Below are 25,601 nucleotides of genomic sequence, written 5' to 3'. Positions count from 1 at the left end.
CTGCCGACGTGATTCAACCTATGGGAGGGCGTGCTGACCCGCCAATGGGGAGTAGTCCCCATTCGCGTCGACCGCCTCGCCGTCGACCAGCGGGAAGTGCACGCGCACCGTCTTCGCGCTCGCGGCGAGCATGGCACGTCCCGGCGGGAACTCGCGCTTGAGCAGGCGCGGGAACGCCGTCTTGAGCACCACTTCGCCGTCATGGGTGTCCGGCTGCAGCACGACCCCGCGTCGCGCGGACTTGATGTCGCCCAGCAAGCCGAAGCTCGTGGTCCAGTCGCTCGTCTCGCCCTCGGCCACCAGCAGTCCGTCGCCCCGCTTGACGCGCTTGGCGAAGTCCGACAGCGGCATCTCGGCCAGAGAGGTGGCGTACTCCGACGCGCCCTCGAGGAACACCGCGACGCCCGCGAGCCCTCGCTCGTCCTGCAGGATCGCGTCGATGAGGCGGCTGGCGGATCCGCCGTCGACGGCGGTGTCGTCCCAGGCGACGGCGTCACGCAGCGTGGACCGGGCGTTGCCGATGTAATAGCGGCGCACGCCGGGGTCGGCGCGGCGCACCGCCTCGGCCATCGCACGCAGCGCGTTGCTGCGCCCGCTCTGCGGGGGACCGGCGACGACGAACAGGCCGTGGGGGTCGAACCCGATCGGGTCGAGGGTGTCGCCGGACAGCCCCAGCACCGGGCGGCCGTCGACGTGGCGCGGCAGGTCGCTGAACCCGTACACCTCCGGCAGCGCACGCACCGGCGGCGCGTCGGTGCGGCCCTGGCGTCGCATGGCGTCGGCGAACTCGCCGATCGCCTGCGCCTGCGCCCTCGGATCGGGGGTGCCGGCGATGACGGCGATCTGCGTCTCGAGTCCGTTGACCACAGCGCGGCCGGCGGGCGACTCCGGCGACAGCACGTCGCGCGGGGCGCCGACCATCGCGTAGGCGTCGGAGTCGGACAGACGCAGCACGACCCGCTTCTGGATCGACGACTGCAGCGCCGTCGGAACGGCCTGCCCGCGGTCGGCGGTGAGGGCGACATGGATGCCGACGGAGCGGCCGTCGGTCATGATCTGCTGGAACACCTGGTAGGCCTCGGCGCGTCCGGTGACCGCCTCGTACTCCGAGCGGAACGTGGGGAAGCCGTCGATGAGCACGAGGATGCGCGCCTCGTCGGGGCGGCCGGCGAGCGAGCGGTACTGGGAGATGGTGCCGGCGTTGACAGCCGCGTACGCCTCACCGCGTCGGTCCAGCTCGTGCTTGAGCATGCGGAACAGCCGCGAGACGCGCTCGCCGGAGTCGGCGGGGATGACCGCGCCCACGTGCGGCATCGCCTCGAGCATCCGCAGACCGCCGGAGCCGAAGTCCAGTCCGTACACCTCGACGGGGCCGCCGCGCGGGGTGATGCCGGCCGCGACGGCGAGGGTGCGCAGCGTGGAGCTCTTGCCGGCGCCGCCGGTGCCGTAGATCGCCAGGTGGCCGTCGTCGTCGGGCTCGAAGTACACCGTGTCCTGCGCTTGGCGCTGGGGGACGTCCTGCACGCCCAGCAGGAGCTTCTGGTCGGTGCGCTGGCGCAGCAGCGTCAGGTCGTAGACGGCGGCCAGCTCGTCGAGCCACGGGCGGCGCGGGGCGGCGATCGACGCCGACTGCGCGGCGGCGACCATCGTGGACACCAGACGCTGCTGGTCGGTCGGCCCGAGGTCGCGCTCGGCCGACTCCGCGTCGGCCTTCGGGGCCTCCCAGCGGCGGGGCGGCCCGAAGGCGAACGACTCCAGTTCCACCTCCGGGGCCTCCTCCTCGACGAAGCTCCACCCGCCGGTGTAGGCGGACTGGAACACCGTCAGCCGGCCCGGCCCGGTCTTCGCGGCGCCGCGGCCGGGGATGGCGGGGTCGAAGCCCGCGGCATCCTTCGTGCCGATGACGTCGTCGGAGTCCACCTCGTCCGCCATGCGCAGTGCGACGCGCATGTTGGTGTTGGCGCGCAGGTTGTCCTTGATGACACCGGCGGGCCGCTGGGTGGCCATGATGAGGTGGATGCCGAGGGAGCGGCCCCGCTGGGCCACGTCCACGACGCCGTCGACGAAGTCCGGCACCTCGTTGACCAGCGCGGCGAACTCGTCGATGACGATCACCAGCGCCGGCGGGGTGTCGGGGTCGCCGCGCTTCTCCAGGTCGAGGATGTCCTTGGCCTTCTTGCGGGTGAAGAGCGTCTCGCGGTGGTGCAGCTCCGCCCGCAGGCTCACCAGCGCCCGGCGCACGAGGTGGGGGCTCAGGTCGGTGACCAGCCCCACGCAGTGCGGCAGGGCGGTGCACTCGGCGAACGCCGCGCCGCCCTTGTAGTCGACGAAGAGGAACGTCACACGCTGCGGGCTGTACTCCGCGGCCATGCCGAGCACCCACGCCTGCAGGAACTCGCTCTTGCCGGAGCCCGTGGTGCCGCCGACGAGGGCGTGCGGTCCCTGGGCGCGCAGGTCGAGGTGCATCGCCCCGGCGGCCGCCTGCCCGACGATGGCGCGCAGCTTCGGCGTCGACGGCGCGCGGGTCGCGGAGGCGAGGATCGAGCCGTTCTGCTCCCAGCGGTCCACGACCGCGCCGGGCGCCGTGGCCATCTCCTTGCCGATCAGCTGCAGCATCGGCACCGAACGGGGCACGTCGCTGGTGTCCGCCGCGATGGACCCGGCGTCGACGTACGACGACAGCCGGCGACAGAACTGGGCGAACTGGGGGACCGTCAGCCCCTCCACCTCGACCGGATCGATGGTCAATCCCAGCCGCACATAGCCGACGGAGGCGGAGCCGTCGGCGGCGATGTCGACGAAGGTGCGGCAGGCGGCGGGCAGTGCGGCGGTGTCGGCGGCCATCCAGATCGGGTAGACGCCGCGGCCGGCCGCGCGCTCGAGCACCTGGATCAGTCGTGCCCGGTCGACGGGGGCGTCGTCGGAGATGAGCACGACGATCGCCGGCAGGGGCCCGTCGTAACCGCCGTCGGGACCGGAGCCCGACCCGACGGCGGCGCCGGCGGCCAGCGCCGCCTGCTTGTCGCCGATGGCGCCCAGCTGCAGGGGTGCGTCCTGACCGCGCGGCGAGCGGGCACTGAGGGCCTCTTCGAGCCGGGACAGCAGATTGGCCGCGGCAGAGGCGGTGTCGGCGAAGGGAGCGCCGCCGAAGACGGCCTCCGAGTTCATGGCGTGGGGCAGCCACTTCGCGTCGGCGAACTGGGCGGCCCAGCCGGGACCGAACAGGCCGCCGATCACGACGTCGCCGGGGGCGTGCAGTCCCGCCACCTGAGCGGTGAGCGCCCGGCCGTACGCCGCGACGGCGGCGGGGTGGCCGGCGATGCCGAGGGCTCCGGCATCCGAGAGCTTCTCCACCGCCGGGGTGCGGGGCACGAGCTCGTAGGAGGCGATGAGCTCCTCGAGCTGGGTGACCTGCTCGGGCACCGCGCGGTCGGTGTTGCCGGTCTCCTTCACCGTGTTGCGGGTGGGCACATCGCCCACCCCCAGCCGCACCTGCAGGAACGACCAGTGCTCGGGGCGACGTGTCCACACCAGCGGCGAACGGTGCTGGACCGCGTCGTAGATCTCGTGCAGGGGCACCGCCTCCCGCGCGCGGATGCGGGATTCCTCCTCGCGCTCGCGGGCGAGCCGGGCGGACAGGCGTTCGATCTGGCCGACGAAGCGGGCGTGCTCCATCTTGAGCTTGCGCCGCTGCTGCGACTTGGCCGTCGCCCAGGTGCTGATCATCATCAGCGGGGAGATGGCGACGAAGATGAGCGTGATCGCGCGCCCGGTGGCGGCGAACATGGCGATGCCGGCGATGGCGGGGAGGATCGCCGCGGCCCACGGGAACGGCTGCGGGTCACCGGGGATGGGCGGGTCCGCGCCCTCCAGTTCGCGGCCGACGTAGCGCGGCTCGACGCTGGGCGAGCGGGTGAAGCGCACCTCGCCGATGGGGGAGGACTGCGCGATCTCGGAGGGCAGGTACCCCGCGCGGATGACCGTGCTGCCCAGCTCCGCCTCCTGACCGTGCTGCAGCTCCAGGCGCCCGACGGGCGCCCCTTGCACGATGATGCCGTTGGCGGAGTTGAGGTCGACCAGCTCGATGCGGTCGCGTCCGACGTGCAGGCGCGCGTGGCGGTTGGACACCATCGGGTCGTCGAGCACGATGCCGCAGTCGTCGCTGCGGCCGATGATCGTCGAGCCCAGGGGAACGGCGTAGCGGCGCCCCGCATGCCGGCCGCCGACGATCTCGATGTAAGCCACATCGGGGCGGGGGGCGTCATCGAGACCGACCACGCCGATCTCCACGCCCGACGCGAGCGCGAGGTCGGCGAGGGTGTCGTCCGGGTCGAGCACCTCTGGAACGCCGCCCACCGCGGGGGCGTGCGCTTCGAGCGTGACGGCACCGGGAGCGAAGGCGGGGTCTCGATAGACGCCCGAGGGGTCGCGCGCGACCAGGGAGTCGGCGACCTCGCCGACACGCACGCCGGGTTCAGCGGCCAGGGCGATGTCCTCGGTGGAGCCGTCGGGGCGGCGCAGCGTGGCGCGGATCTTCATCGGGTGCCTTTCTCGCTCGCGGCGGCGGCCACCTCGAGCAGATCCAGATCCTGGGGCGTGACCAGGCGCGAGAGCACCGCATGCTCGACCAGGCGCGCGCGCCGGTTGGTGGCGAGCCTGCCCACACCGCCGCGCAGTCCCTGCACGCCCTCACGGTCGAGCTTGTCGCAGACGTTGTCGAGCTTGCGGTTGAAGGTCGTCAGCGGCCAGCCGAGACGTGCCGCCGCGGCCGCCGACGAGGGCAGCTGGCTGGAGCCGACCATGCCGCCGCGCAGGATCGGCTCGCACAGCGCGACCAGCAGCAGCTTCTGGCTGGGGGTGAGGCTCACCGCCCCGATCGTGGTGGTGCCGTCGCCTTCGGGTTCGTCCGACGCCGCATCGCGTCCGACGACGAAGCTCGCCGCGTCGTTGTGCACGCCGAGTTCGTAGGTGTAGGCGCCGGCGGAGAACATCACCGCGAGCTCGGGGAACACCAGCGGCACGCGTGCGCCGGGACCGAGCACGGCCTGGTAGGCGCCGTCGGGCGTGGCCAGGCTCACCGAGATGCTCTGGCCGATGTTCGTGAGCCACCACAGCCCCGCGTCGGCGTCGAAGGCGAGCAGGCGACGGTGCAGGTAGCGATTGGTGTCCACGGTGAGATCGGCATCGCGCCCCACCGAGAACGTCGTGCCGGGAACCGGCCGGTGCCACTCGCCGCAGAACTCGATCCCGAGTGTGCCCTCCGCTACGGCATGCGCGTCCATCGTCGTCATGACTTCCTCCCCCTCATAGCCCCACCAGCACGGCGATTCCCGCCGCGGCCGCCGCGATCACCGCGATCGTCGCCGCCACCGCGATCACCGGCACGAGCACCTTCCGCCGCGGCGCCCGGGCGGGGCCGCGGGGCGCCGTGCGTTCGATCGGGGGCTCCGCGGGCGCCGGGGCGGTCCGGCGGACCGGCGCCGGCTTCTCGCGGCGGATGCCGTAGCTCACCGGCCCGCTGGAGCTGCCGGGGTCGCGGGCGGTGCGGCCGGCCGGCCGGGCGGCGTCCGCGGGCCCGCCGGGTGAGGCGGGCGCCCGGCTGCCCGCGGTCGGCGCCTCGACGGGCGCGGCGGCGGGGTCGGCGGCAGCGCGGCGGGACAGACGGGTCCCGTCGTCCGCCGCCCGTGGCGGGCCGCCGGCCCCGGGGCCGCCGCGCGACGCGAGCAGTGTCGCATCGTCGGGTGCGGGTGCGGGTGCGGGTGCGGGTGCGGGTGCGGGTGCGGGTGCGGGCGTGATGCCCGGCCCCGTCGGCGTGCGGGAGGCGAGAAGGGTGGCGTCGTCGTGCGCCGTGCGCCGCGCGAGCAGCGTGGGCTCCGCATCAGCGGCATCCGGATCCGAGGCGTTCGGCGCGGCAGGCGAGGTGAGGTCGACGTGGGTCACCGGCAGGTGCAGGCGCTCCTCGATGCGCTGCAGCTCCCGCGCGAAGTCGCCGGCGGTCTGAGGGCGACGGTCGGGGTCCTTCGCCAGCGCACGGCGCAGCACGAGCTCGAGGTCGGCGGGCACGTCGTCACGCCCGACCGCCGGCACCGGATCGGTGAGCACGCGTGTGACCATGCGGGCGAGGTCGTGCGGAGCGCGCGGGTCGGCGAAGGGAGAACGGCCCGCGAGCACGGTGTAGGCGGTGGCGGCCAGGGCGTACAGGTCGCTGCGCGGGTCGAACCCCCCGCCGCTGAGCACCTCCGGGGCGGCCCACGGCACCGACACGCCCGTGCCGCCGACCCCGAGCGCGGACGGCTCGAAGCCCGTGAGCGCCGGCCAGCCGTAGTCGGTGGTGAGCACGTGGGAGGGCCTGATGTCGCCGTGCACGATGCCTGCGCGGTGCGCGGTCTCGAGCGCTCCAGACAGGCGCACTGCGGTCTGCAGCACCTCGGCCACGCCGAGCCGGCGCGCCGCGGCGGTCTCGGCGAGGGACGGGCTCGAGCAGTACTCCATCACCAGATAGGGGCGGCCGTCCCGAGCGACTCCGGCACGGCGGATCGTCACGACCGAAGGATGGGCGGACAGGGCGATCAGCCGCCCGGCCTCGTCATCGAACCGCACTCGGGCGGCTTCGTCGGCGATCGGGGTGCGGTGCACCTTGACCGCGACGGAGTCGCCGGCATGCTCGGGCCGGTAGAGGAAGACGTCGGCATCGTCCCCGGCGGCGAGCAGTCGCTCGAGCGTGAATCCCGCGAGGTCGATGGGCCCGGAACGGGGGATCATCGCACCCCCTCGAAGACGAGACGGGTGCCGCCGAGGTCGGCGACGGCCCCGGGGGTGACGCGCACCGTCTCACCGGGGTGGAGGTGCCGCGGGCCGCTGCCGGCAGCGGTGAACACGGTGCCGTTGGTGGAGCGCAGGTCCTCCAGCAGCACGTGGGCGTCGTCGACGCGAACGCGCAGGTGCGTGCGCGACACATCCGGGTCGTCGATGGTGACGAGGGTCGGCAGGCCGACGGTGTCGGGCCCGTCGGCGCGCGGGCTGCGGCCGATGAGCAGCGTCCCCGTCAGCGGCAGGACACGCCCGTCGGGAAGCACGACCGCTCCCCGCGGTGCGCGGGGTGCGGGGGCGTCCTCGCCGGCGCGGGCACCGCCGGCGGGGGAATCGTCGAGCACGTCCTCCTCAGGAGGGCGCACGGCAGCCGCCTCCACGGCACGGTGCAGCGTCGCGCCGAAAAGCTCGTCGTAGCGTCCGGCCGGCATGCTCTCGGCGGGCATCCGCTCCGGCCCGACGGCGGGCGCCGCGCCGAGGTCGAACAGGGCGTCGGAGAAGTCCAGCGTCAGATCGGGGTCGAGCTGCTCGTGCGGGGCCGGGATCAACCGTGCGTGCAGGCGGGTCGCCGCGAGCGGGCCGGGGTGCGCCGGCCGGGTGGGGGATGCCGCGTCGTCGCCCGCGTCGGCGGCGAAGGCGGCCACATCGGTGAGGTGGAACTCCTGCCAGGTGCGCTGCGCCGCGCCGGTCAGCACGCTCACGCGGCCGTCGACGTGGGTGGCGACGATCCTCGACGATCCGCGCACGACGCCGGTGAGGGAGGTGCCGTCGATCCCGGCGGCCACGAAGTGCGGTGCGGCGGCGAGGCCGGCGCGCACGATGACGTCGACGGCGCTCTCCCAGCCGCCGGCGACCGCGCCGCCGGCGAGCACGGCGCGGGCGGTGGGAGTGGCGCGCGCGCCGGCGAAGAGCACAGCGGTGTCATCGCCGAGGATCGCCGGCAGATCGCCGGGGGAGTAGGACCACTCAGCCACGGCGTGCCCTCGTGCGCAGTGAACGCAACGTCGAGACCTCGATGGTGGCGGAGTCGTCATCTCCCGCGGGCAGACCGCCGGTCGTGTCCTCCTGGGACGGGCTCATGCCGCCGGAGACCACGTCGATCACGATCGCGGAGATGTTGTCCCGCCCGCCGTGCGCCAGCGCCTGCTCGACCAGCGCGGCCGCGGTGCCGGGGGGAGCGCCGCCGAGTGCGAGGCCGGCACGGATGGCCTCGTCGGTCAGCTCGCCCGACAGGCCGTCGGAGCACACCAGCAGACGTTCCCCTGTGACGACGGGAAGCAGCCAGTAGTCGGCGCGGCTGCGCTCCTCGCCGACGGCACGGGTGATGACGTTGCGGCCGCGGTAGCTGGACATCTCGCGCCGAGCGAGTCGACCCTGGTCCACGAGCTCCTGCGCGACGGAGTGGTCCACCGTCAGCTGCTCGAGCCGATCGCTGAGCAGGCGATACACGCGCGAGTCGCCGATGTTCACCACGAGCCACCGCCGCACGCCGTCCTGGCGCACGGCCACGACGCCGGTGAGGGTGGAGCCGGCGCCCCGGGTGCGGGTCGCCGCGATCGCCGAGACCGCCGTATGCGCCTCGTCGACCGCGGCGGCGACGTCGTGGGGGGTGAGATCGGTGCGACCCACCAGACCCCGGAACACCGACACGATCGCTGCGCTGGCGAGGTCGCCCGCGTCATGACCGCCCATGCCGTCCGCGACGATGTACACCGGATGCTCCGCGAGTACGGCGTCCTCGTTGACGCGGCGACGCAGTCCGACATCGGTGCGCACGCCGCAGGTGACCTGCAGCGTGCGGGGAGCGGTCATCGATGGGACGGGCATCAGGCGTCGGAGAGGAGTTCGAGCCGCGCGTCGCCGAGGAAGAACGTCCCCGACACCGCCGGCGTGCCGGTCACTTCGCTCTCGTCGGCGAGGAACACGCCGTTGGTGGAGTCCAGGTCGGTGATCGTCCAGCCGTCGGCGTCGTCTCTGCGCAGCAGCGCATGCGTCTTGGACACGGTGCGCGTGGCGTCGTCCACCGGGATGACCTGCGCGCCGGGGTCCTCCGCGGGCGCGACGGGGTTGCGACCGAGAACGGCGGCATCGGAGGTCAGCGCGACGGTCTCGCCGCCGGGCAGGCGCAGCGACCACCCGATGAGGCGGCGGGCGGCCAGCACCGTGCGCTCATCGAGATCGTCCGCGTCGTGCACGCCCACGGCGGCAGGCGCGGACGCCGCCGGGACCGGCGCCGGCGCGGGACGGGGCACCTCGGCCACGATGGACCCGAAGCCCCGGTCTGCGGGCGCGGCGATCATGTCTGACGCCGGTGAGGCAGGCGCGGGTGCGGATGCCGGTGAGGGGCTCGGCGGCGCGGGCGGCGCCCAGGGGTTCGCTCCCGGGCCGGGCGCAGCGGGCGCGACGGATGACGCGGGCCGACCGGCCGCGGGTGTGGCGAACGAGGCGGGCGTGCCGGCCGCCGTGGGGGCGGTGGGTGCCGCCGGCGCGGGCGGAACGAACGCGGGCGCTGCTCCGGCCGGCGGGGCCGGCGCGTGAGCGGCAGCCGGAGCACCGAGGGTGAACGGGCTCGACGGCGGCGGGGGCGGCGGGGCGGTCAGCGACGGCTGCAGGGTTTTGGACGGCAAGCCGACCCAGCGGGCCGAACCCCAGCCCAGCACGCTCGCCCACACCGGGAAGAGGAGGATGCCGAGCACCGCGGACCCGCCGCCGCGATCGAATCCCCGCGTGACGGCGAGCACCATGCGCACCTGGAGGATCAGCACCAGCACCCCGAAGCCGACCATGAGCGCGGCAGGCACGAGGATCGCGCCGATGGCCGCCCCGGCGGCGCCGCCGTCATCGCCATCGGAAGCAGCCGCCAGCGCGGATGCCGCGAACAGTGCGACCGCGGCGAGGCTCCCGACGCCGGAGACGAGGCCCGACGCCGCGATCACCACGGCCCACCAGCCGCGCATTCCCGCCAGCGTGAACAGCTCCCAGGCGTTGACGACCGGCACCCACGCCTTCCATGTCGGGCGCCCGACCTTGCGGAACAGGGCGGACAGCGCGAGGGCGATCCAGGCGTACACGCCGGCGACGAGCGCCAGCTGCAGGACGAGCACGATCAGCGGCGTGCGGCCGGTCCCGCCGGCGTCGTAGAAGGCGAGCGCCTCCCGCGCGGCATCCGCCGTCATCCCCAGGCCCGTCATCGTTCCTCCTCGTCGTCATGCCGCGCGCGCATCGCCTCGGTGCGAGGGGCGATCGCCTTGGAAACCCTAGCGGCGTCCACGCGGCCCTCCCGTCGACCCGCCGCGCTCTCTCCGGCGCGTGCCCTGCGGCAGCAGCGAGCGCAGCGACAGGCGGGCACGCAGGCGCTCCCAGCGTCCGCCGAGCCCGGCGAACCGCTCCCGCTCGGCCTCCACGATCTCCCAGAACCGGTCGCCGTCGGCGGGGTCGGGAGGGGTCTCGGCGAACACCGAGCGGTCGGCCCATTCGGCCAGCACCCGCCCGCTGCCCGCGCCGTCATCCCCGGCATAGCGGGCGGCGAGCTCCGTGCGGGTGTGGGTACCCGGGGGCGGATAGCCATGATCCACCGCGGTGTCGACGTACTCGTCCCAGCCGCCGGTGACGCGCGCCACCGGGTCCGGTGCGGTGCGCCGCGACCGGCGTCGCAGCAGCTTCAGGACGACCACCAGCGCGAACGGCCCGAACAGGATCAGCAGGCCGAGCACGGTGATGCCCGTGACGCGCAGCACCGTCCACAGCGTGGAGAGGTCGGGGCCGGAGGTCTGCTCGTCGTCGTCGCGGTCTCCGCTGTCGGCGGGATCGGCATCAGCGGGAAGCACCGGCTCCGCCACCTCCTCGCGCACTTCCGTGGGATTGCGGGGGTCGCGTCGCTGCTCGAGGTCGGGTGTCACCCCGACGGCGTGCTGCGGGGTCACATCGACCGGCACCCACACGCCGGAGGCATCCTGCACCTCGATCCAGGCGGACATGTCGCCGCCGGTGCAGGCGCCTCCGACGCAGAACGGCGTATCGGCGGGGTCGGCGGCGTCGTTCAGGCGAGCCCCGACCACGATGCGCGAGGCGAACCCGAGCTGGTCGGCGATGAGCGAAGCCGCGACGGCGAACTGCTCGTCGTCTCCCGGGGCCGCGACCAGTGCGGTGGAGTCGCTGCCCCCGACATCGTTCTGCCGATCCAGCAGGGCGGTGAACAGCTGATCGATGCGGTCGGTGGAGTGGCCGGCGCGGGAAGGCTCGAACGCGTAGTCTCCGAGGGCGGCCGCCCACTGCGGCGGCTCGACCGGGTCGACGGTGAGCGCATGGCTGAGCAGCCCTCGCGCCCGCAGCCGATCGATCAGGAGTTCCAGCCCGGCGCCCGCGGCGGGCGCGTCCTGCGCGGCGATCCACGCGATGAGACTCTCGGGCACGAGGGCGGGGTCCTGCTGCGGCGTGTCCCGCCCCGGAGTGAGCGTGGCGAGGGCCGGGGGGTCGTCGTCGATCGCGGCCTGCTGCCGGTAGCTCACGCCCTCCCTCAGGCCGGGCGCCGGCAGTGCGATGCCCATCCGGGTCTGGGCGTTGTAGAAGAAGCCGTCGGCGCGCCCCCCGCCCGTGCCGCCGTCGAAGGCGATCGCGGTGAGGGAGCCGACGGTGGGCACCCACACGCCCTGGTAAGCGCCGATGCGCACATCGGCGGTGGTCGGCACGGTGTCGGCAGGGGCGGGCAGCTCTGCGGGCACCCGCACGAAGGCGGTGGTCTGATCGGACACGCCGGCGGCAGGGTCGATCACCCTGGCCACCCTGCCGTCGAAGTAGGACAGCGTCGCCAGGCGCACCCGGTCCGCGCCCGACGCACCGTCGACGGTGAACATCACCGTGTCGAAGCTGTCGTCGGAGAAGAACTGCCGGAACTGCGACAGCGGACTGAGCTGCCCCGCGAGCTCGACGCGCGGATCCACGCCCGCCCGCAGCACGTCGCGCGGCTGACCGGCCAGCGCCCACGGTGCCAGCGCCACCCCTGCCGCCATGGCCGCTGCCAGCATTCCCGCGGCGATCGTCGTGCGTCCCGCCAGAGCGGATCCGGTGCGGCCGGTCGCGCGCACGCCGCTCGCGTCCTCCGCGGCGCGCACCGCGCGCCGTCGCTCGTACTGGGTGCGCCACACCGTGTAGACGAGGGCGAGCAGCAGCGCGCTCGCACCCGCGAACATCTCCACCGCCCCCGTCAGGCGTGTCCCCGCCACGAGCGGCGCGCTCAGCGTGCGCGCGCCGAAGAGCACGCCGAAGACGGTGAGCCCCAGACCCAGCGGCGCGGCGAGCACCCACAGCCGCCGCGCGCGCCACGCCAGCGACAGCGCCGCGACGGGAATGCCCAGGAACAGCAGAAGCGCCGGTGCCAGGGTGGCCTGGTAGCTGCCCAATGGCAGCTCGAGGGTCAGCAGGTCCTTCCAGCCGGTGACGGGCGCGGTGAGCACGCCCAGCAGCGATGGGACGAGCGTGTCGGGACGGCTCAGCGCACCGGGGGCGGCCAGCGGGACCCCGGCCACGACGTACACGCCGATGGCGGCGAGGGCCACCCACCAGCCCGACCAGCGGCGGCGCAGCCCCGCGTACGCGATCAGATGCGCCAGGATCAGCGCTGCGGTGACCAGCACGAGGAACGCGCGGTCACGGTAGAGCGGCCAGACGGCCACGGCGCCGACGAAGAACAGCGCGTCCAGCAAAGCCGCGTTCGCGACCAGGAACATCCCCTGCCTGGCCGGCTGCCGGCCGCGGGATCGCCGGCGCAGCGATGCGTCGACGCTCACGACTGCGCCCCCCGCGCGAGCAGCTGGCGCAGGTCGTCCAGCAGGCCGATCGACAGGACCGAGACGGTGCCCAGGCGGCGGAAGCCCGGCTCGGCCTCGGGGTTGCACACGATCACCACGACGGCGACGTCGGAGGGGAAGGCGAGGGCTGCGGCCTGCAGCTGGCGGGCGGTCTGCGTCGAACCGCACACCAGGAACGCGATCGACGCGTCGGAGTGCGTTTCGCGGGCGAGGGAGGTGACGTCGGCGAGGGGGCCGACCAGCGTGCTGCGCTCCACCCCGGAGAGGTCGTCGAGCAGCGTGCGGCTGCTGACCGTCGCGAGCTCCCGCATCGTGCGCACCGTGCGCCGCGCGAACTCGGGAACCTCGCCGCCGGCCACGACGTCGACCTCGCGGCCGTCGCGGATGCCGCGGATGCCGATGGAGCCGGCCGCGCTGACGGCGAGCTCGAACTCGTCATCGGTGCCGTACTCCGCCTCACCCAGCGCGAGAGCGATCACCATGCGGGAGCGGCGGGTCTCCTCGTACTGACGCACCATGAGGGTGCCGGTCTTGGCGGTGGACTTCCAATGGATCTGACGCTGGGCGTCGCCCGGGACGTACTCGCGGATGGCGTGGAACGAGATGTCGGCGTCGACCACGGTGCGCGAGGCCTGCCCCTCGAGGTCGCGGATGAACCCGGTGCTGGTGCTGTGCAGCGTCGTGGTCACCGGGTGCACATACAGGGTGTGGGTGTCCTCCCACGTCGCTTCGCGCTTGAGGATGCCGAGCGGGTCGCCGCGCACCGTGTGCGCGGGACCGACGATGATGACGCCGCGGCGGTGCGTGGGCACGACCACCTGCTGCACGTGCTCGTGTCCGTGGCGCAGCAGCGGCACGTGCACGTCGATGAGTCCGTCCCCCACCGGCACGTCGATGCGGCCGGGGAGGGCGATGCCCCGCCCGATGTTGGCGATGCGCAGCGTCCCCTCGACCTGCTGGCCGGCCACCACACGGTCATGACCGAGCGCGAGGTCCACGTCGTAGGACCGGCCGCTGAACAGGAACGGCACCGACAGCAGCAGCAGAACGGCGGCGATCGTGCCCGCCACCGCGAACTCCAGCCAGCCGAACGCGAGACCGAAGCCGAGACCGGCCGCCGCAGCCGTCACCAGCAGCCACCCGGTGGCCGTGACCGTCCCCGACACCGCCCGCAGCGCGGCGACCGTCGCCGCACGGGTGCGCCGCCATGCGCGTTCACCGCGCACCGCCAGCACGGTCGTGGACCGTCCGGTGGAGTAGCGGGTGCGCGCGTGCGCGGCGCCGGTGGAGTCGGCGGTGCGCGCGAGACGGGAGTCGGAGGGAAGGGTCACACGGCATCCCGCTGGCTGGGAGGCATCGTGTCCAGCAGCACCTGGCCGATCACGGCGTTGGCGGTGACGCCGTCGAACTCCGCCTCCGGGTCGAGGATGAGCCGGTGCGCGAGCACGGGTTCGGCGAGGGCTTTGACATCGTCGGGGGTCACGTAGCCCCGACCGTGCGCCACGGCCCACGTCTTCGCGGCCTTCGTCAGCGCGATCGCGCCGCGCACGCTGACACCCAGCCGCACTTCGGCAGCCAGCCGCGTCGCCTCGACGATGCGTGCGATGTAGTCCAGCACCAGCGGGTTGAGGTAGACGCCGCGCGCCACATCGGCGAGGGCCACCACATCCTGCGGAGTGACGACGGGGTCGACCTCGCGCCGCGCCGCGCCACTGCCCTCGAGGATCCGCACGGTCGACGCGTGGTCGGGGTAGCCGAGCGATGTCTTCAGCAGGAAGCGGTCCAGCTGCGCCTCCGGCAGCCGATACGTCCCCGCCTGCTCCACGGGGTTCTGCGTCGCCACGACGAGGAACGGCACGCCCACCGGGCGGGTGATCCCGTCGACGGTGACCTGCCCCTCCTCCATGACCTCCAGCAGCGCGGACTGGGTCTTCGGCGACGCGCGGTTGATCTCGTCGGCCAGCAGGATGTTGGCGAACACCGGACCCTGGTGGAAGTCGAACTCCCCGCGGCGCTGGTCGTACACGGTGATGCCGGTGACGTCGCCCGGCAGCAGGTCGGGGGTGAACTGGATGCGGGTGCTCGTCCCGTTCACGCTCTGCCCCATGGCGCGCGCCAGCGAGGTCTTGCCGGTGCCGGGGAAGTCCTCCAGCAGCAGGTGGCCCTCGGAGATCATGGCCGTGAACGCCAGCTCGATCACGTGCCGCTTGCCGAGCACGACCTGCTCGACGTTGTCGACGAGCTGGGCGAAGGTGTCGCGGAACCGGTCGGTCTGCTCGGCGGTGATGGTCATGGGGTCCTCTCGAGGGGGGTGAGGGCGCGGGTCACGGGGTGGTGTCGCCGGGCGGAGCCGGAGGGGGCTGGGGTGCCGGCGGGGGCTCGGGCGCGGGCGGAGGGTCGCAGGTGACGGTGTGCCCGGTGACGTCGTCGAGGCCGGCGAGAGCGCCCTGCCAGCGCAGCGAGTAGGTGTGGGTGACGACGCCTGCGGCATCCGTCGTCGAGGTCACCGACCACGCGCGATCCGCGGGGTTCGCCAGCACGGTGGGCGCCGGGGCCGGATCCTGGCTGAGGCACCGCTCCGGGAAGGTTGCCCGCGCGGTGTAGGCGGCGCCGGTGGCGACCACCGGCACGGCGGGGGCGCTGCACCCGAAGACCGCATTGCACGCGAAGGCGCCGATCGGTCCGGGCGGGACGCCGAGGCTGAACAGGGCGCCGAAGTCGGTCGTCTCGACGTCGCCCGCGCGGTAGCGCAGCTCGAACGGCGCGGTCACGGACAGGCGCGGCACGGCGGACAGCCGGTCCCACGTGTACTGGCTGCCGGAACGGCTGTACGCGCCGTCGATCGTGTAGAGCGCCGCGCCGCTCGGCAGGTCGATCCCCGCCACGGGAGTGGCCGTGCCGGTGGCCTCGGTCACCCCGAACCGGTCGCCGCCGCGCAGCGTGACCGCGCACGCCACGACGGTGACCGGGCGCCACAGCGGCTGGTCCTCGAAGACACGCGTGACCGTGCCGCCGGCGGGGTCGATGCCCTCGCTCGGCTCGCACCGACCGCTCACGACGAACCCGACCTGCAGCTGGTCGCCGACACCGTTGGGCGTGACGCGCGCGGTGGCGGTGACGGTGCCGGGACGGCCGTTCGTGGACGCGGTCACGCCGAGACCGAGTGTCGGCGCGCCGATGCCGCTGGCCGAGAACTGGTACGAGCCGCCCGACTGCGACCCGCCGGGGATCGTCGGCACCTCGAAGCGCGTGAGCGGGGTCGCCGTGAGCGGGGTGGGGGCGTTGGAGCCGACGTTGTAGTCGCGGAAGACCACGCGACCGCCTTCCACCGGCTGGGTGACCTCGCCGCCGGCGCCGCCGGCCAGCCGGACGAATCCGGTGCTCGAGTCGACGCCGGTGACGGTGATCGTGGCGATGCCACCCGCCGTGCCGTTGGGCGTGGGCGTCACCTCCGCGCCGGTCGGGGCTGCGGGCACCCGGTACGCCGACGCGGTGGTCGCCACCCCGCGGCGGGACTCGCCCACGGCGTTGAAGGCGCGGGCCTCGTAGGAGATGCGCTCGCCGACGGGGGCCTCGATGGCCGGGCACTCTCCCGACGCGGCGCACGTCGCCACGATGCGGCCACCCGTGCTGATGCGGTAGCCCTCCACCGCGGGATAGGACGCCGCATCGGAGATCACGCGCAGGGTGACCGAGGTGCCGGTGAAGCTCGTCCAGTCCAGGCGCGCCGGGTTGGCCGGCAGACCCTGCAGGTCGAGGACCACCTGTCCGTTGCGGTCGCCGCTGGACTGGCGGCCCTGGGCATCCTGCACCACGAACGACCCGGTGCAGTCCGCCGCACCCGCCGCATCCGCGGCCCAGGTCGCGCGCACGGCGCGGTCGCCGGCGACGGAGAAGGTCACCCCGGGGCAGTTCGCCGGGCCGCTCGCGGAGACGAGCGTCAGCGGCGTGCCGGGGAGCGGGTTCACCTCGCCCGGTGCGCCGATCACCGAGATCGTGCAGGAGGTCGCCCCACCGGACTGCGAGCACGGCGCCACGGCGGAGCCGCCCTTGGGAAGCGCGGACGGGGCCGGGCCCACCGTGAGGATGAGGCTCGCGGCGGCGGCGTCGGGGTGGCTGGGCAGCGTGATGACGACCGACTCCTCGCGCCCGGGGCGTGCGGTGTCGCGTGCGGCGATCGTCAGGGCCGACCCGGACTGGGTCACCGTGAACTGGTCGCCGCGGTGCACGGCGGAGTACGACAGCGCATTCCAGTCCTCACGGCCGGCCCAGCCGACCATGTCGCGCAGGTCGTACTCGGCCGTCTCGCCCGGGCTGATGCCGAGGGAGGCGCTGCGCAGCACCGGCTGCGGGCTCGCCGCCTCGACCAGCACCCGCACCGTGAGGAAGGTGTATTCGTCCTGGATGCCGAGTTTGACCGGCACCACGCAGCTGTCGGTCCACGGCGTTCCGGCGCCCGCGTCGTAGCGCACGGTCGTCCCCGCCACGAGTGCGCAGCTCGCGTTCACGCGCGCGCCGCTCACCCGCACGGCGGCACCGTCGACCTGGAGCGTCTGGCCCGCAGGCACGGCGACCGCGTCCGCGAGATCGAGTTGCACCGATTCGTTCTCCTGCACGGTCACCGTCGCCATGGTGCTGCGCAGGCTCAGCCGCACGTCGCGGTCGCCGGGGACGCGCAGGAAGCCGTAGGAGGTGACCTCGGTGCCGTCGAAGGAGGTTCCGGAGACCTCGAACGGGATCAGCAGCGTCTCCTCGGGGATCGGACCGGAGATGCGCCGACCGTCCACCTCGATCCCGTCCGGTGCGCCCCACAGCGACAGGCGCAGGCCGTCGACGTCGCCGGTGCTCCAGGACACCTTGCCGGTGAGCACGTCCACGCCGCGGGGGAACGCCTCGCGCGTCTCCACCGTCAGCGCGGTGTCGCGCACCACGGGGTGGTCCGGCACGGGACTGCGCACGACCTTGAGCACGATCAGCCCGATCGCGGTGTCACCGCTGTCGTTGCGCACCGTGTAGGAATACGAGAACGTCCCGAGCTCTTCGCCTGCCTGCAGAGTCACGCGGCCGTCGTCGACGCCGACCAGCCGTGCCGCGAGCGCGTCGTACTCCGCGGTGCCGGCCGTAGCCACCGGCTCCACAGACACCAGTTCGAGCGCACTGCCGGCGGGATCGATGTCGTTGTCGGCCGGCTGCACCAGTGCCGTGCTGTCCGGACCCGCCTGGACCTGGATGTAGTCGCTGTAGGTCACCGGGCTCGGATCGGACTGGGCGTCCAGCACCCCCACACGCACGTCTGCCGTTCCGGTCGCCCCCTGCGCGTCGCGCACCTGATAGGCGAAGCGCACCTGGCCGCTGAACGCCTCGGGACTGGTGTAGACGATCGCGTCGCCCTCGGCGGAGATGGTCGCCGAGCCCTGATGGGGCTGGGTCGTGATGCGATCCAGCGTGACCGCGTCGCCGTCGGGGTCCACCTCGAAGGAGCTGAAGGGGATGCGCACGGTCTCCCCGCTGAGCACGCGCCCCTCGAGCGTGCGCGGCACCGGCGGCTGGTTGGTCTCCTCGCCGACCACGGTGATGATCACACGCGCGCTGTCGACGACGTCGGGGAAGCCCAGGCGGAAGATCGTGTAGCCCACGCCGTAGACGCCCGGCTCCGTGGGAGCGAGGTAGCGCAGCAGCCGCCCCGTGGCGAAGGCGAGCCCGGCGCCGGACTCGTTGACGACCCGGGAGGGATCCACGGCGATGACCGCGCCCGCCGGCGCGCTGTCGTTGGCGAGCACGGGGATGTCGATCTGCGCCCCGGCGCGCACGGTGACCGCGTCGTCCACGGCGATCGGCGGGTCGGCGGCGGGGGCGGGCAGGAGGATCACCGTCAGTTCGCCTCGAGCAGTCGCCTGCGGGGAGCCGCTCCCGTCCGAGACCGTATAGCGCACCACGCCCAGGCGGCCGGGCCGGCCGTCGTCGGTCGAGCCGCTCACCCGCAGCATGCTCTGGCCGACGAGGTCCACGCCGAGGGTGGCCTGCGCGTCGCTCTGGGGCCGCAGATCGCTGACCAGCAGCACCAGGCCCGCGGGGTTCGACACCGCCGGGAAGACGTCGACGGTGGCATCCTCGTTCGGGCGCACGAAGGCGGTGAGCGGCGGGGTGGCGATCGTCGCGGCGTCGGGTGCCGTCATCGTCACGCGCACGGTCGCCGAGACCTCGCCCGCCTCGTCGCGCACCGTGTAGGGCACGACGTACGACCCGGCTTCGGCGGCCGTGAACACCATGCTCAGCCCGGTCGGATTGACCGTGACGCCGGCGCGGGCCTCGTCCAGTGCGACCGCCTTGGCGAGCGTCAGCGTGCCGCGCGAACCCGTGACGTACGGGGCCACGTCGATCGCGACCGGTTCGCCCGCGACCCCCGTCATCGCGAACGACTCCGCGGTGAGGTCTGGGGTGGGGGTCACGGCGATGCTGAGCGGGCGCTCGGCGGTGGCGCCGAACGCGTCGGAGACGGTCACGCCGACGGTGACCGTGAGGGCATCGGCGGCGTTGGGATCGGGATGCTGGTAGGTGAGCGTGCCCGACGGCGCGGTCGTCACACTGCCGCCGACGGAGTCCTGCACCGCGCCGGCGAGATAGATCGGGTCGCCCTCGGGATCGACCCAGCCCTCGAGCGCGTCCACCGAGACGGTGCCCCCCGGGGAGACCGTCGGCGACGGCCAGGTCGACAGGCAGCCCTCCACACCGCACCACACCGGCGCGGTGTTCTGCGACGCCGGGGCGACGGTCATCGTCACCGTCGCCGGCTCCGAGAGCAGGCCGCCGACCGTGGTGCCGTCCGTGGCCCGGTAGCGCAGGGTCGCCGATCCGCTGGCGCCGGGTGCCACGTCGATGACGAGCTGCTGGTGGGCGCCCGCGAGCGACACCGTGCCGAACGCCGGGTCGGGCTGCTCGATCGATGCGGGATCGATGGAGAGCACGTCCTCGTTGGGGTCGTGGTCGTTCAGCAGCGCAGGCAGCACCGCCACGGAGCCCGCCCGCACCCCGAACGCGTCGTCGACGGCCACGGGGGGCTTCGGCTCCAGCACACGCTCGGATTCGACGTCGTCCGCCTGCTCGATCTGGCTCGGCTCGTCCAGGTTCCACGCCTGCGACGAGCTCACCAGGGCGCCGTCGGGCACCGTCCACACCCAGCCGGATCGGCGTTCGTTCAGTGCCAGGCGTGTGCCGTTGCCGACGAACACGGGATCGATGCCCTCGCCGATGTCGCCGCCGGCGTAGTCGAGCACGACTGCCCCGTCGGCTGCGCTGGACCACAGGGAGCCGGCGCTCTCGCCTTCGGCGAGCCAGGCGGCATGGACGACGCCGTCCAGCTCGGTCGGCGCCACCGGGACGCCCAGGCCCGATTCGGCGAAGGCGCGCGTCGGTGACAGCGAGTCCAGAGGCACCCGGATCAGGCCGCTCTGGTCGGCGATGTAGACGGCATCGCCGTCGGCCGCCGGCTGCTGCACCACCGCGCCGGTCGCGGCGTCGGTGGCGACGGTGTCGTCGGCGCCCCGCACGGACAGCTCGCCCGACGCGGCATCCAGCAGCGCCCATCGGCCCGCGACGGCGGTGAGCCGTGCATCGGCGGGGGAGTGGACGGCGTCGTCCTCTCCGAGCACGCGGCCGGTGGCGGCATCGGCGCGCACCACCCGGCGCTCGGTGGGCGAGTAGGCATAGAGGATGCCGGTGGCGTCGACCGCGACGGCCCCCGCGACGAAGCGCGGGCGCTCCTCGCCTTCCGCGACCTCAGCGCCCGCATACGGGTCGACCAGGATGGTCCGACCGTCACCGGAGAGGGTCGCCGCGAAGACCTCGCCGGAGTCGGTGCGGTACGCGAGGAAGTCTCCTGCGGCGGCGATGTCGACCGTTCCCGGCGGGGTGGGCGCGAAGGCGTCGTCCGAGTCGGAGGTGAGGTCGGCAGGGGTCGCCGGGTCGACATCGGCGAACTGGGTGGCGCCGTCGCTGTAGACGAAGAGATGGGCGCCGTCCTGGGCGAGGGTGGTGCCGTTCTCCACCTGCTTGACGGTGTCCAGCTCCGCCAGCTCGAGATTCACGCGGGCGTAGCCGCTGCCCGACCCGTTCTGCATGGCCCACACCGTGGCGTCGTCCAGCGGCGTCTGCTGCGCGTCGTAACCCGGCCAGACAGCGGCGAGCGTCGCGACGAGCGCCACGACGGCCGCGACGCCGGCGGCGCCGATCCAGTTTCCGCTGCGACTGCGGCGGGAGGTCGGGGACGCCACCTCAGCGGCCCCCCGCCAGCACGAGGAACGCGGTCACGGCGCTGCCGGCGACGAGCAGGGCGACTCCCGATGCGAGCAGGAAGATGCGGGTCGCGCCGTCGCGGCGGCCACCGGATCCGGCGAGCACCGTGCCCTCGTGGCGGGCTCGGCGTGCCGGCGCGTCGCGCCCCGGGCGCCGCGTGGGCCGCTCGACGGTCGGGCGCACCGGCCCGCGCGCCCGATCGTCCTGGAAATCGATGGCGACCCCCGCCATCGCCCACTCGTCCACTGCGACGTCGAGAGGGGTGTGCGCCAGCCCCATCTCGTGCTGGGTGGCCTGGAGCTCGCGGGCGAACTCCGCAACGGACGCATGGCGGGCGGCGGGATCCTTGCTCATGGCACGAGCGAGCGTCGCCTCCAGCGCCGGCGGCACGTCCGGGCGGCTGATCGGCGTGTACGCGGCGCGACGGATGCGCGCCTTCAACTGGTCACGGGAGTTCTGACCCGACCCGGCGCGTTCGAAGGGGCTGCGCCCGGCGAGCAGCGAGTACACCGTCGCGCCCAGGCCCCAGATCTCGGCGGGAATGGAGCCGGACACCTTCTCGTCGACGATCTCGGGAGCGCTCCACGGCACGCTCATCGCGAAGACCTCGTCGACACCGCTGCGCCCGTTGACGGCAGCGGCGATGCCGAAGTCGCTCAGCACGGGCGAGCCGAAGGCGGTGACCAGGATGTTCGACGGCTTGATGTCACGGTGCAGCAGCCCCGACCGGTGCGCGGTCTCGAGGGCGGAGGCGATCTTCACCGACAGCTGCAGCACCTCCTCCACCGGCATGACCTCGCGGCGGTAGCGGTTGGTCAGCGACGTGGGGCAGTACTCCATGACCAGGTACGGCCGCCCGTCGGCCGAGATGCTGGCCTCGAAGATGGTGAGGATCGACGGATGCGAGCTCAGGCGGGCCATGACGTCGGCCTCGGTGTTGAACATGCGCAGGAGGCCCTCATCGACGATGTCCTTCAGCAGCACCTTCACCGCCACCGGACGGCGCGGCAGATTCTGCTCGAACAGGAACACGTCGGCGAATCCGCCGGTGCCCAGCGGTCGCACGTAGGTGAATCCGGCCAGCACGGGAGGCGCGGAAGGAAGCCTGTTAGCCACCGCTCACCTCGCTGCTCTGGATGGACGGGGGCGCGCCACCTCGAAGCCGGTGCCCCCCGGATCGTCGACTTCCTGAGAAGTTTCTCACATGGCCACGGGTGAGCGGGCGATCGATCGGCGTCGTCACGGCGCGGCTCGGAAGCGCGCCACGTTGCCGTCGCCGATGTCCAGCACCGCTCCCTCGGAGAGACGGGCGACCGCTCCGCCGCGCAGCAGCATCGCCGACCCGTCGGCGTGGCGCACCACCGTGCCGTTGGTGGAGTCGAGGTCCCGCACGACCAGCTGATCGCCCTCCAGATAGACCTCCGCGTGCGTGCCGGAGACCTCCCGTCGCGGTGAGGGCAGCGCTGCCAGCCGCGCACCCGGATGGGCGGACGGCCGCGGCGCACGGCCGAGCACCACGGGCAGCTCCAGCGGGAGCTCCCGCCCGTCGTCGAAGGTGAGCACGAACCGGCGGGGCGCCGCCGCGTGCGGCACCCGCTGCGGCTGGTGCACCGGTGCGGCCGCGGCGACGAGCGCGGCGAGCTCGTCGCGATCGAACGCGGTGGTCTGGCCCGCGGCGTCGGCACCGACGTCGCCCACCCACGCGGGCAGGTCCGAGGCGGGTGCCTCCTGCGCGGTCGCCGCCGGGGCGGGCGGCGCGGCCACGGAACCCGCCTGCGGGATCTCGCCCCACTGCACGCGGTCGGTGCGCACCACGCCGCGGCCGAGCGGCAGCGACGCCGCTGACGCGCCGTCGTGCAGCGTGAGCGCCATGCCGCTGACCTGCTGCGCGGCGGCTTCGACCCACGTTCCGACCCCGGGGCCGGAGATCCTCGTGCGCTCCCGGCCGTGCAGCGTCGCCGCGGCAGCACCGCGCACCGCGACACTCACCGAGCTGGTGCGCGCGTCGACGAGTTCGACGAGGGCGAAGTCGGGCAGGTGCTCGATGCCCGGGGCGGCGAGGGCGGCGAGGACGTCTTCGAGGGCGGCATCGGACGCGCTGAGGATCTGGAACAGGTCACGGGCACGGGCCTCGCCCACCGTCGCGTCGGTCATCAGCAGGAACCGGTCGGCGACCATGCCGAAGCCGGCCGCAGCCGACGGCGGGGGCACGCTGTAGCTGAACACGTCTCCCACCCTACGGGGGACGCCTGGGCGGATCAGATCCAGGTCGGCATCCAGTTGTGCAGACGCCAGAAGTCCCACGGCACGCTGATCGCCGCGACGAGCGGATACCAGAACGCCGCCACCAGCAGGGCGACTACCAGGAACACCGCCACCGCGCGCCGCCCGATGCGTCGTCGGCGGGCGTCGGCCCCGGGCGGATGCGCCAGTGCCTGCAGCGCGAGGGCGAGTGCGATCAGCGCGAAGGGCAGGATCACCACCGTGTAGAACTGGAAGACGGTGCGCTGCGGGTACAGCAGCCAGGGCACGTAGGTCGCCGCGATGCCGGTGAGCACGAACGCATCGCGCCAGGTGCGGCGCACCGCGAATCGCCAGACGAGGAACAGCACCGCCGCCATCGACGCCCACCACACCAGCGGGTTCGGCATGCTGTAGACGACCTCCATGCACCCGCCTGCCGCATGGCAGCCCGCGTCGCCGTCGTCGGTGCGGTGGGCGTACATCGACGTCGGGCGCAGCAGCAGCGGCCACTGCCAGGCGGGGCTCGCGTAGCCGTGGGGGGTCTCCATGCCCGCGGCCGACGCATACATCCCCTCGTGATAGCGCCAGAGGCTCTGCAGCGGCAGGGGCACCCACGCCCACGCGCCCGTGGCCGGTGAATCCGTCGCGGCGTCGCGGCCGTATCCGCCGTCGGTGGCCAGCCACCCCGCCCACGAGGCGAGGTAGACCGCCGCCGCCGGGGGGACGAGCAGCAGGAAGGCCGCGGCGCCCTGGCGCACGGCATCCGCCGGCCACTGCCACACGCCCGCCCGCCGCCGGGCGAGCGCGTCGGTGACCACGGCGTAGATCCCGATCGCCGCGAGCACCCACAGCCCCGACCATTTCACCGCCGTCGCGGCGCCGGCAGCCACCCCTGCCGCGACCAGCCACGGCCGGTTCCACAGCACCGGACCCCACACCGGCGGGCCGCCGTCGAGCGTGCGGACGGCGATCGTCTCGGCGAGCCGGTCGAGGTGGCCGAGCCTGTCGCGCAGCGCGAACCAGAACGCCAGCAGCACGAACAGCATCAGCGGCGTGTCCAGCAGCGCGACGCGGCTCATCGAGATCGCCAGCCCGTCCACGGCCATGAGGGTGGAGGCGACGGAGGCGACCACGAGGGAGCGGGTGAGGGTGCGGGCGAGCAGGAAGAGCACCAGCACCGCGGCGGTGCCGGCCAGGGCCACCCCCACCCGCCACCCGAACGACGAGGCCGGGCCGAACAGCGCCATGCCGGCGCCGATGATGGCCTTGCCCAGCGGGGGATGCACGACGAAGCTGCCGATGTCGGTGAAGGTGTCGGTGCGTCCCGCGGCGAAGGCGGCGTCGGCATCCTCCGGCCAGGTCGCCGGGTAGCCGAGATTCCACTGGCTCCAGGCGTCCTTGACGTAGTAGGTCTCGTCGAAGACGATCTCGTGCGGGTGCCCCAGGTTCGTCAGGCGCAGGATGCCGGCGAGCAGCGTGATCGTCAGCGGCAGGATCCAGCCGAGCAGTCTGCGCACGCGAGGGTCGCCGGAGACCCGCGACAGCAGGCGCTCGTCCCACGACGGCACCGAAGTCAGCAGCGTCGGGGCGGTCACGCAGACCACCTTATGCTGGCTCGATGATCATCCTCGCGGCGACTCCGATCGGCAATCTGGGCGACGCCACGCGACGGCTGGTGGAGGCGCTCGAGACGGCGAAGGTGATCGCCGCGGAGGACACCCGCACCACGCAGCGGCTGCTGGCGGCACTGGGGGTGACCAACCGGCCGCGCCTGATCGCCCTGCACGACCACAACGAGAAGGCGCGGGCGGCGGAGCTGGTCGCGCTCGCGCGTGACGAGGACCTGCTCGTGCTCAGCGACGCCGGCATGCCCACCGTCAGCGACCCCGGCTACGGCCTGGTCGCCGAGGCGGCGGCGCAGGGGGTGACGGTCACGGCGCTTCCCGGGCCGAGCGCCGTGCTCACCGCGCTCGCGGTGAGCGGGCTTCCCACCGACCGATTCGCGTTCGAGGGGTTCCCACCGCGCAAGGCGGGGGAGCGCGCGTCGTTCTTCGGCGCTCTGGCCGCCGAGCCCCGCACGCTGGTGTTCTTCGAGGCGCCCTCGCGCCTGGCGACCACGCTCGCCGCGATGGCGACCGCCTTCGGAGATGACCGGCCGGCCGCGGTGTGCCGTGAACTGACGAAGCTGCACGAGGAGGTCGTGCGTGGCCCGCTGGCCGCGCTGACGGCGTGGGCGCAGGAGGGCGTGCGCGGCGAGATCGTCGTGGTGGTGGGCGGAGCCCCCGCCCGTGCCACCGACCCCGCGGCCGCCCTCGCACACGTGCAGGAACTCGTCGCCGACGGGGTGCGTCTCAAGGATGCCGCCGGCCAGGTCGCCGCGGCATCCGGGCTGTCCTCCCGCGACCTGTACCAAGCGGCACTGGCCGCCCGCAGCGCGGGCTGAGCCCG

14 protein-coding genes are annotated in these 25,601 nt (G+C 73.6%); 1 reads left to right on the top strand and 13 read right to left on the bottom strand.

Annotated elements, in window-relative coordinates:
* Positions 1-18: 18 nt before the first annotated feature.
* The 13 genes from NQ165_RS04350 to NQ165_RS04290 all read right to left on the bottom strand — a co-directional run bounded on the left by NQ165_RS04350 (position 19) and on the right by NQ165_RS04290 (position 24,748).
* Complete coding sequence (locus tag NQ165_RS04350; RefSeq protein WP_257531623.1) at positions 19-4,539, bottom strand: FtsK/SpoIIIE domain-containing protein; 4,521 nt, start codon at positions 4,537-4,539, stop codon at positions 19-21.
* Positions 4,536-5,291, bottom strand: coding sequence for a hypothetical protein (locus NQ165_RS04345; RefSeq protein ID WP_257531622.1), 756 nt, complete (start codon positions 5,289-5,291; stop codon positions 4,536-4,538). Before NQ165_RS04345 ends, NQ165_RS04350 begins: the two co-directional genes overlap by 4 nt.
* A gap of 13 nt (positions 5,292-5,304) precedes the next feature.
* Positions 5,305-6,762 carry a serine/threonine-protein kinase gene (locus NQ165_RS04340; protein ID WP_257531621.1) on the bottom strand — a complete coding sequence of 486 codons (1,458 nt, stop codon included), beginning with the start codon at positions 6,760-6,762 and terminating at the stop codon, positions 5,305-5,307.
* Positions 6,759-7,784 (bottom strand): FHA domain-containing protein, encoded by a 1,026-nt coding sequence (locus tag NQ165_RS14645; RefSeq protein WP_257531620.1) that lies wholly within the window; start codon positions 7,782-7,784, stop codon positions 6,759-6,761. Before NQ165_RS14645 ends, NQ165_RS04340 begins: the two co-directional genes overlap by 4 nt.
* Positions 7,777-8,622 carry a PP2C family serine/threonine-protein phosphatase gene (locus tag NQ165_RS04330; protein ID WP_257531619.1) on the bottom strand — a complete coding sequence of 282 codons (846 nt, stop codon included), beginning with the start codon at positions 8,620-8,622 and terminating at the stop codon, positions 7,777-7,779. The genes NQ165_RS14645 and NQ165_RS04330 overlap by 8 nt, the downstream gene beginning before the upstream one ends.
* A 14-nt stretch (positions 8,623-8,636) precedes the next feature.
* The gene (locus tag NQ165_RS04325; RefSeq protein ID WP_257531618.1) at positions 8,637-10,001 is read right to left on the bottom strand and encodes a DUF5684 domain-containing protein; all 1,365 of its coding nucleotides are present in this window, start codon (positions 9,999-10,001) and stop codon (positions 8,637-8,639) included.
* Positions 10,002-10,067: 66 nt separating this feature from the next.
* A complete protein-coding gene (locus tag NQ165_RS04320) occupies positions 10,068-12,596 on the bottom strand; it encodes a transglutaminase domain-containing protein (RefSeq protein ID WP_257531617.1) in 2,529 nt (842 codons plus the stop codon).
* Entirely contained in the window at positions 12,593-13,948 is a 1,356-nt protein-coding gene (locus NQ165_RS14640) for a DUF58 domain-containing protein (protein WP_257531616.1), read from the bottom strand. Before NQ165_RS14640 ends, NQ165_RS04320 begins: the two co-directional genes overlap by 4 nt.
* Entirely contained in the window at positions 13,945-14,910 is a 966-nt protein-coding gene (locus NQ165_RS04310; RefSeq protein ID WP_257531615.1) for a MoxR family ATPase, read from the bottom strand. Before NQ165_RS04310 ends, NQ165_RS14640 begins: the two co-directional genes overlap by 4 nt.
* A gap of 31 nt (positions 14,911-14,941) precedes the next feature.
* The gene (locus tag NQ165_RS04305) at positions 14,942-20,887 is read right to left on the bottom strand and encodes an Ig-like domain-containing protein (protein WP_257531613.1); all 5,946 of its coding nucleotides are present in this window, start codon (positions 20,885-20,887) and stop codon (positions 14,942-14,944) included.
* A gap of 1 nt (position 20,888) precedes the next feature.
* Positions 20,889-21,995, bottom strand: a complete 1,107-nt coding sequence (locus NQ165_RS04300; RefSeq protein WP_257531611.1) for a serine/threonine-protein kinase — start codon at positions 21,993-21,995, stop codon at positions 20,889-20,891.
* A 153-nt stretch (positions 21,996-22,148) separates the two neighbouring features.
* Positions 22,149-23,135, bottom strand: a complete 987-nt coding sequence (locus NQ165_RS14635) for an FHA domain-containing protein (protein WP_257531609.1) — start codon at positions 23,133-23,135, stop codon at positions 22,149-22,151.
* A gap of 32 nt (positions 23,136-23,167) precedes the next feature.
* A complete protein-coding gene (locus tag NQ165_RS04290) occupies positions 23,168-24,748 on the bottom strand; it encodes a dolichyl-phosphate-mannose--protein mannosyltransferase (RefSeq protein WP_257531607.1) in 1,581 nt (526 codons plus the stop codon).
* Positions 24,749-24,771: 23 nt separating this feature from the next.
* Between NQ165_RS04290 and rsmI the strand changes: the two genes are divergently transcribed.
* A complete protein-coding gene (rsmI, locus tag NQ165_RS04285) occupies positions 24,772-25,596 on the top strand; it encodes a 16S rRNA (cytidine(1402)-2'-O)-methyltransferase (RefSeq protein ID WP_257531605.1) in 825 nt (274 codons plus the stop codon).
* Positions 25,597-25,601: the final 5 nt, after the last annotated feature.

Source organism: Microbacterium sp. zg.Y1084, assembly GCF_024623595.1.
GTDB lineage: Bacteria > Actinomycetota > Actinomycetes > Actinomycetales > Microbacteriaceae > Microbacterium > Microbacterium wangruii.
This window is presented reverse-complemented; position numbering and strand designations above follow the sequence as displayed.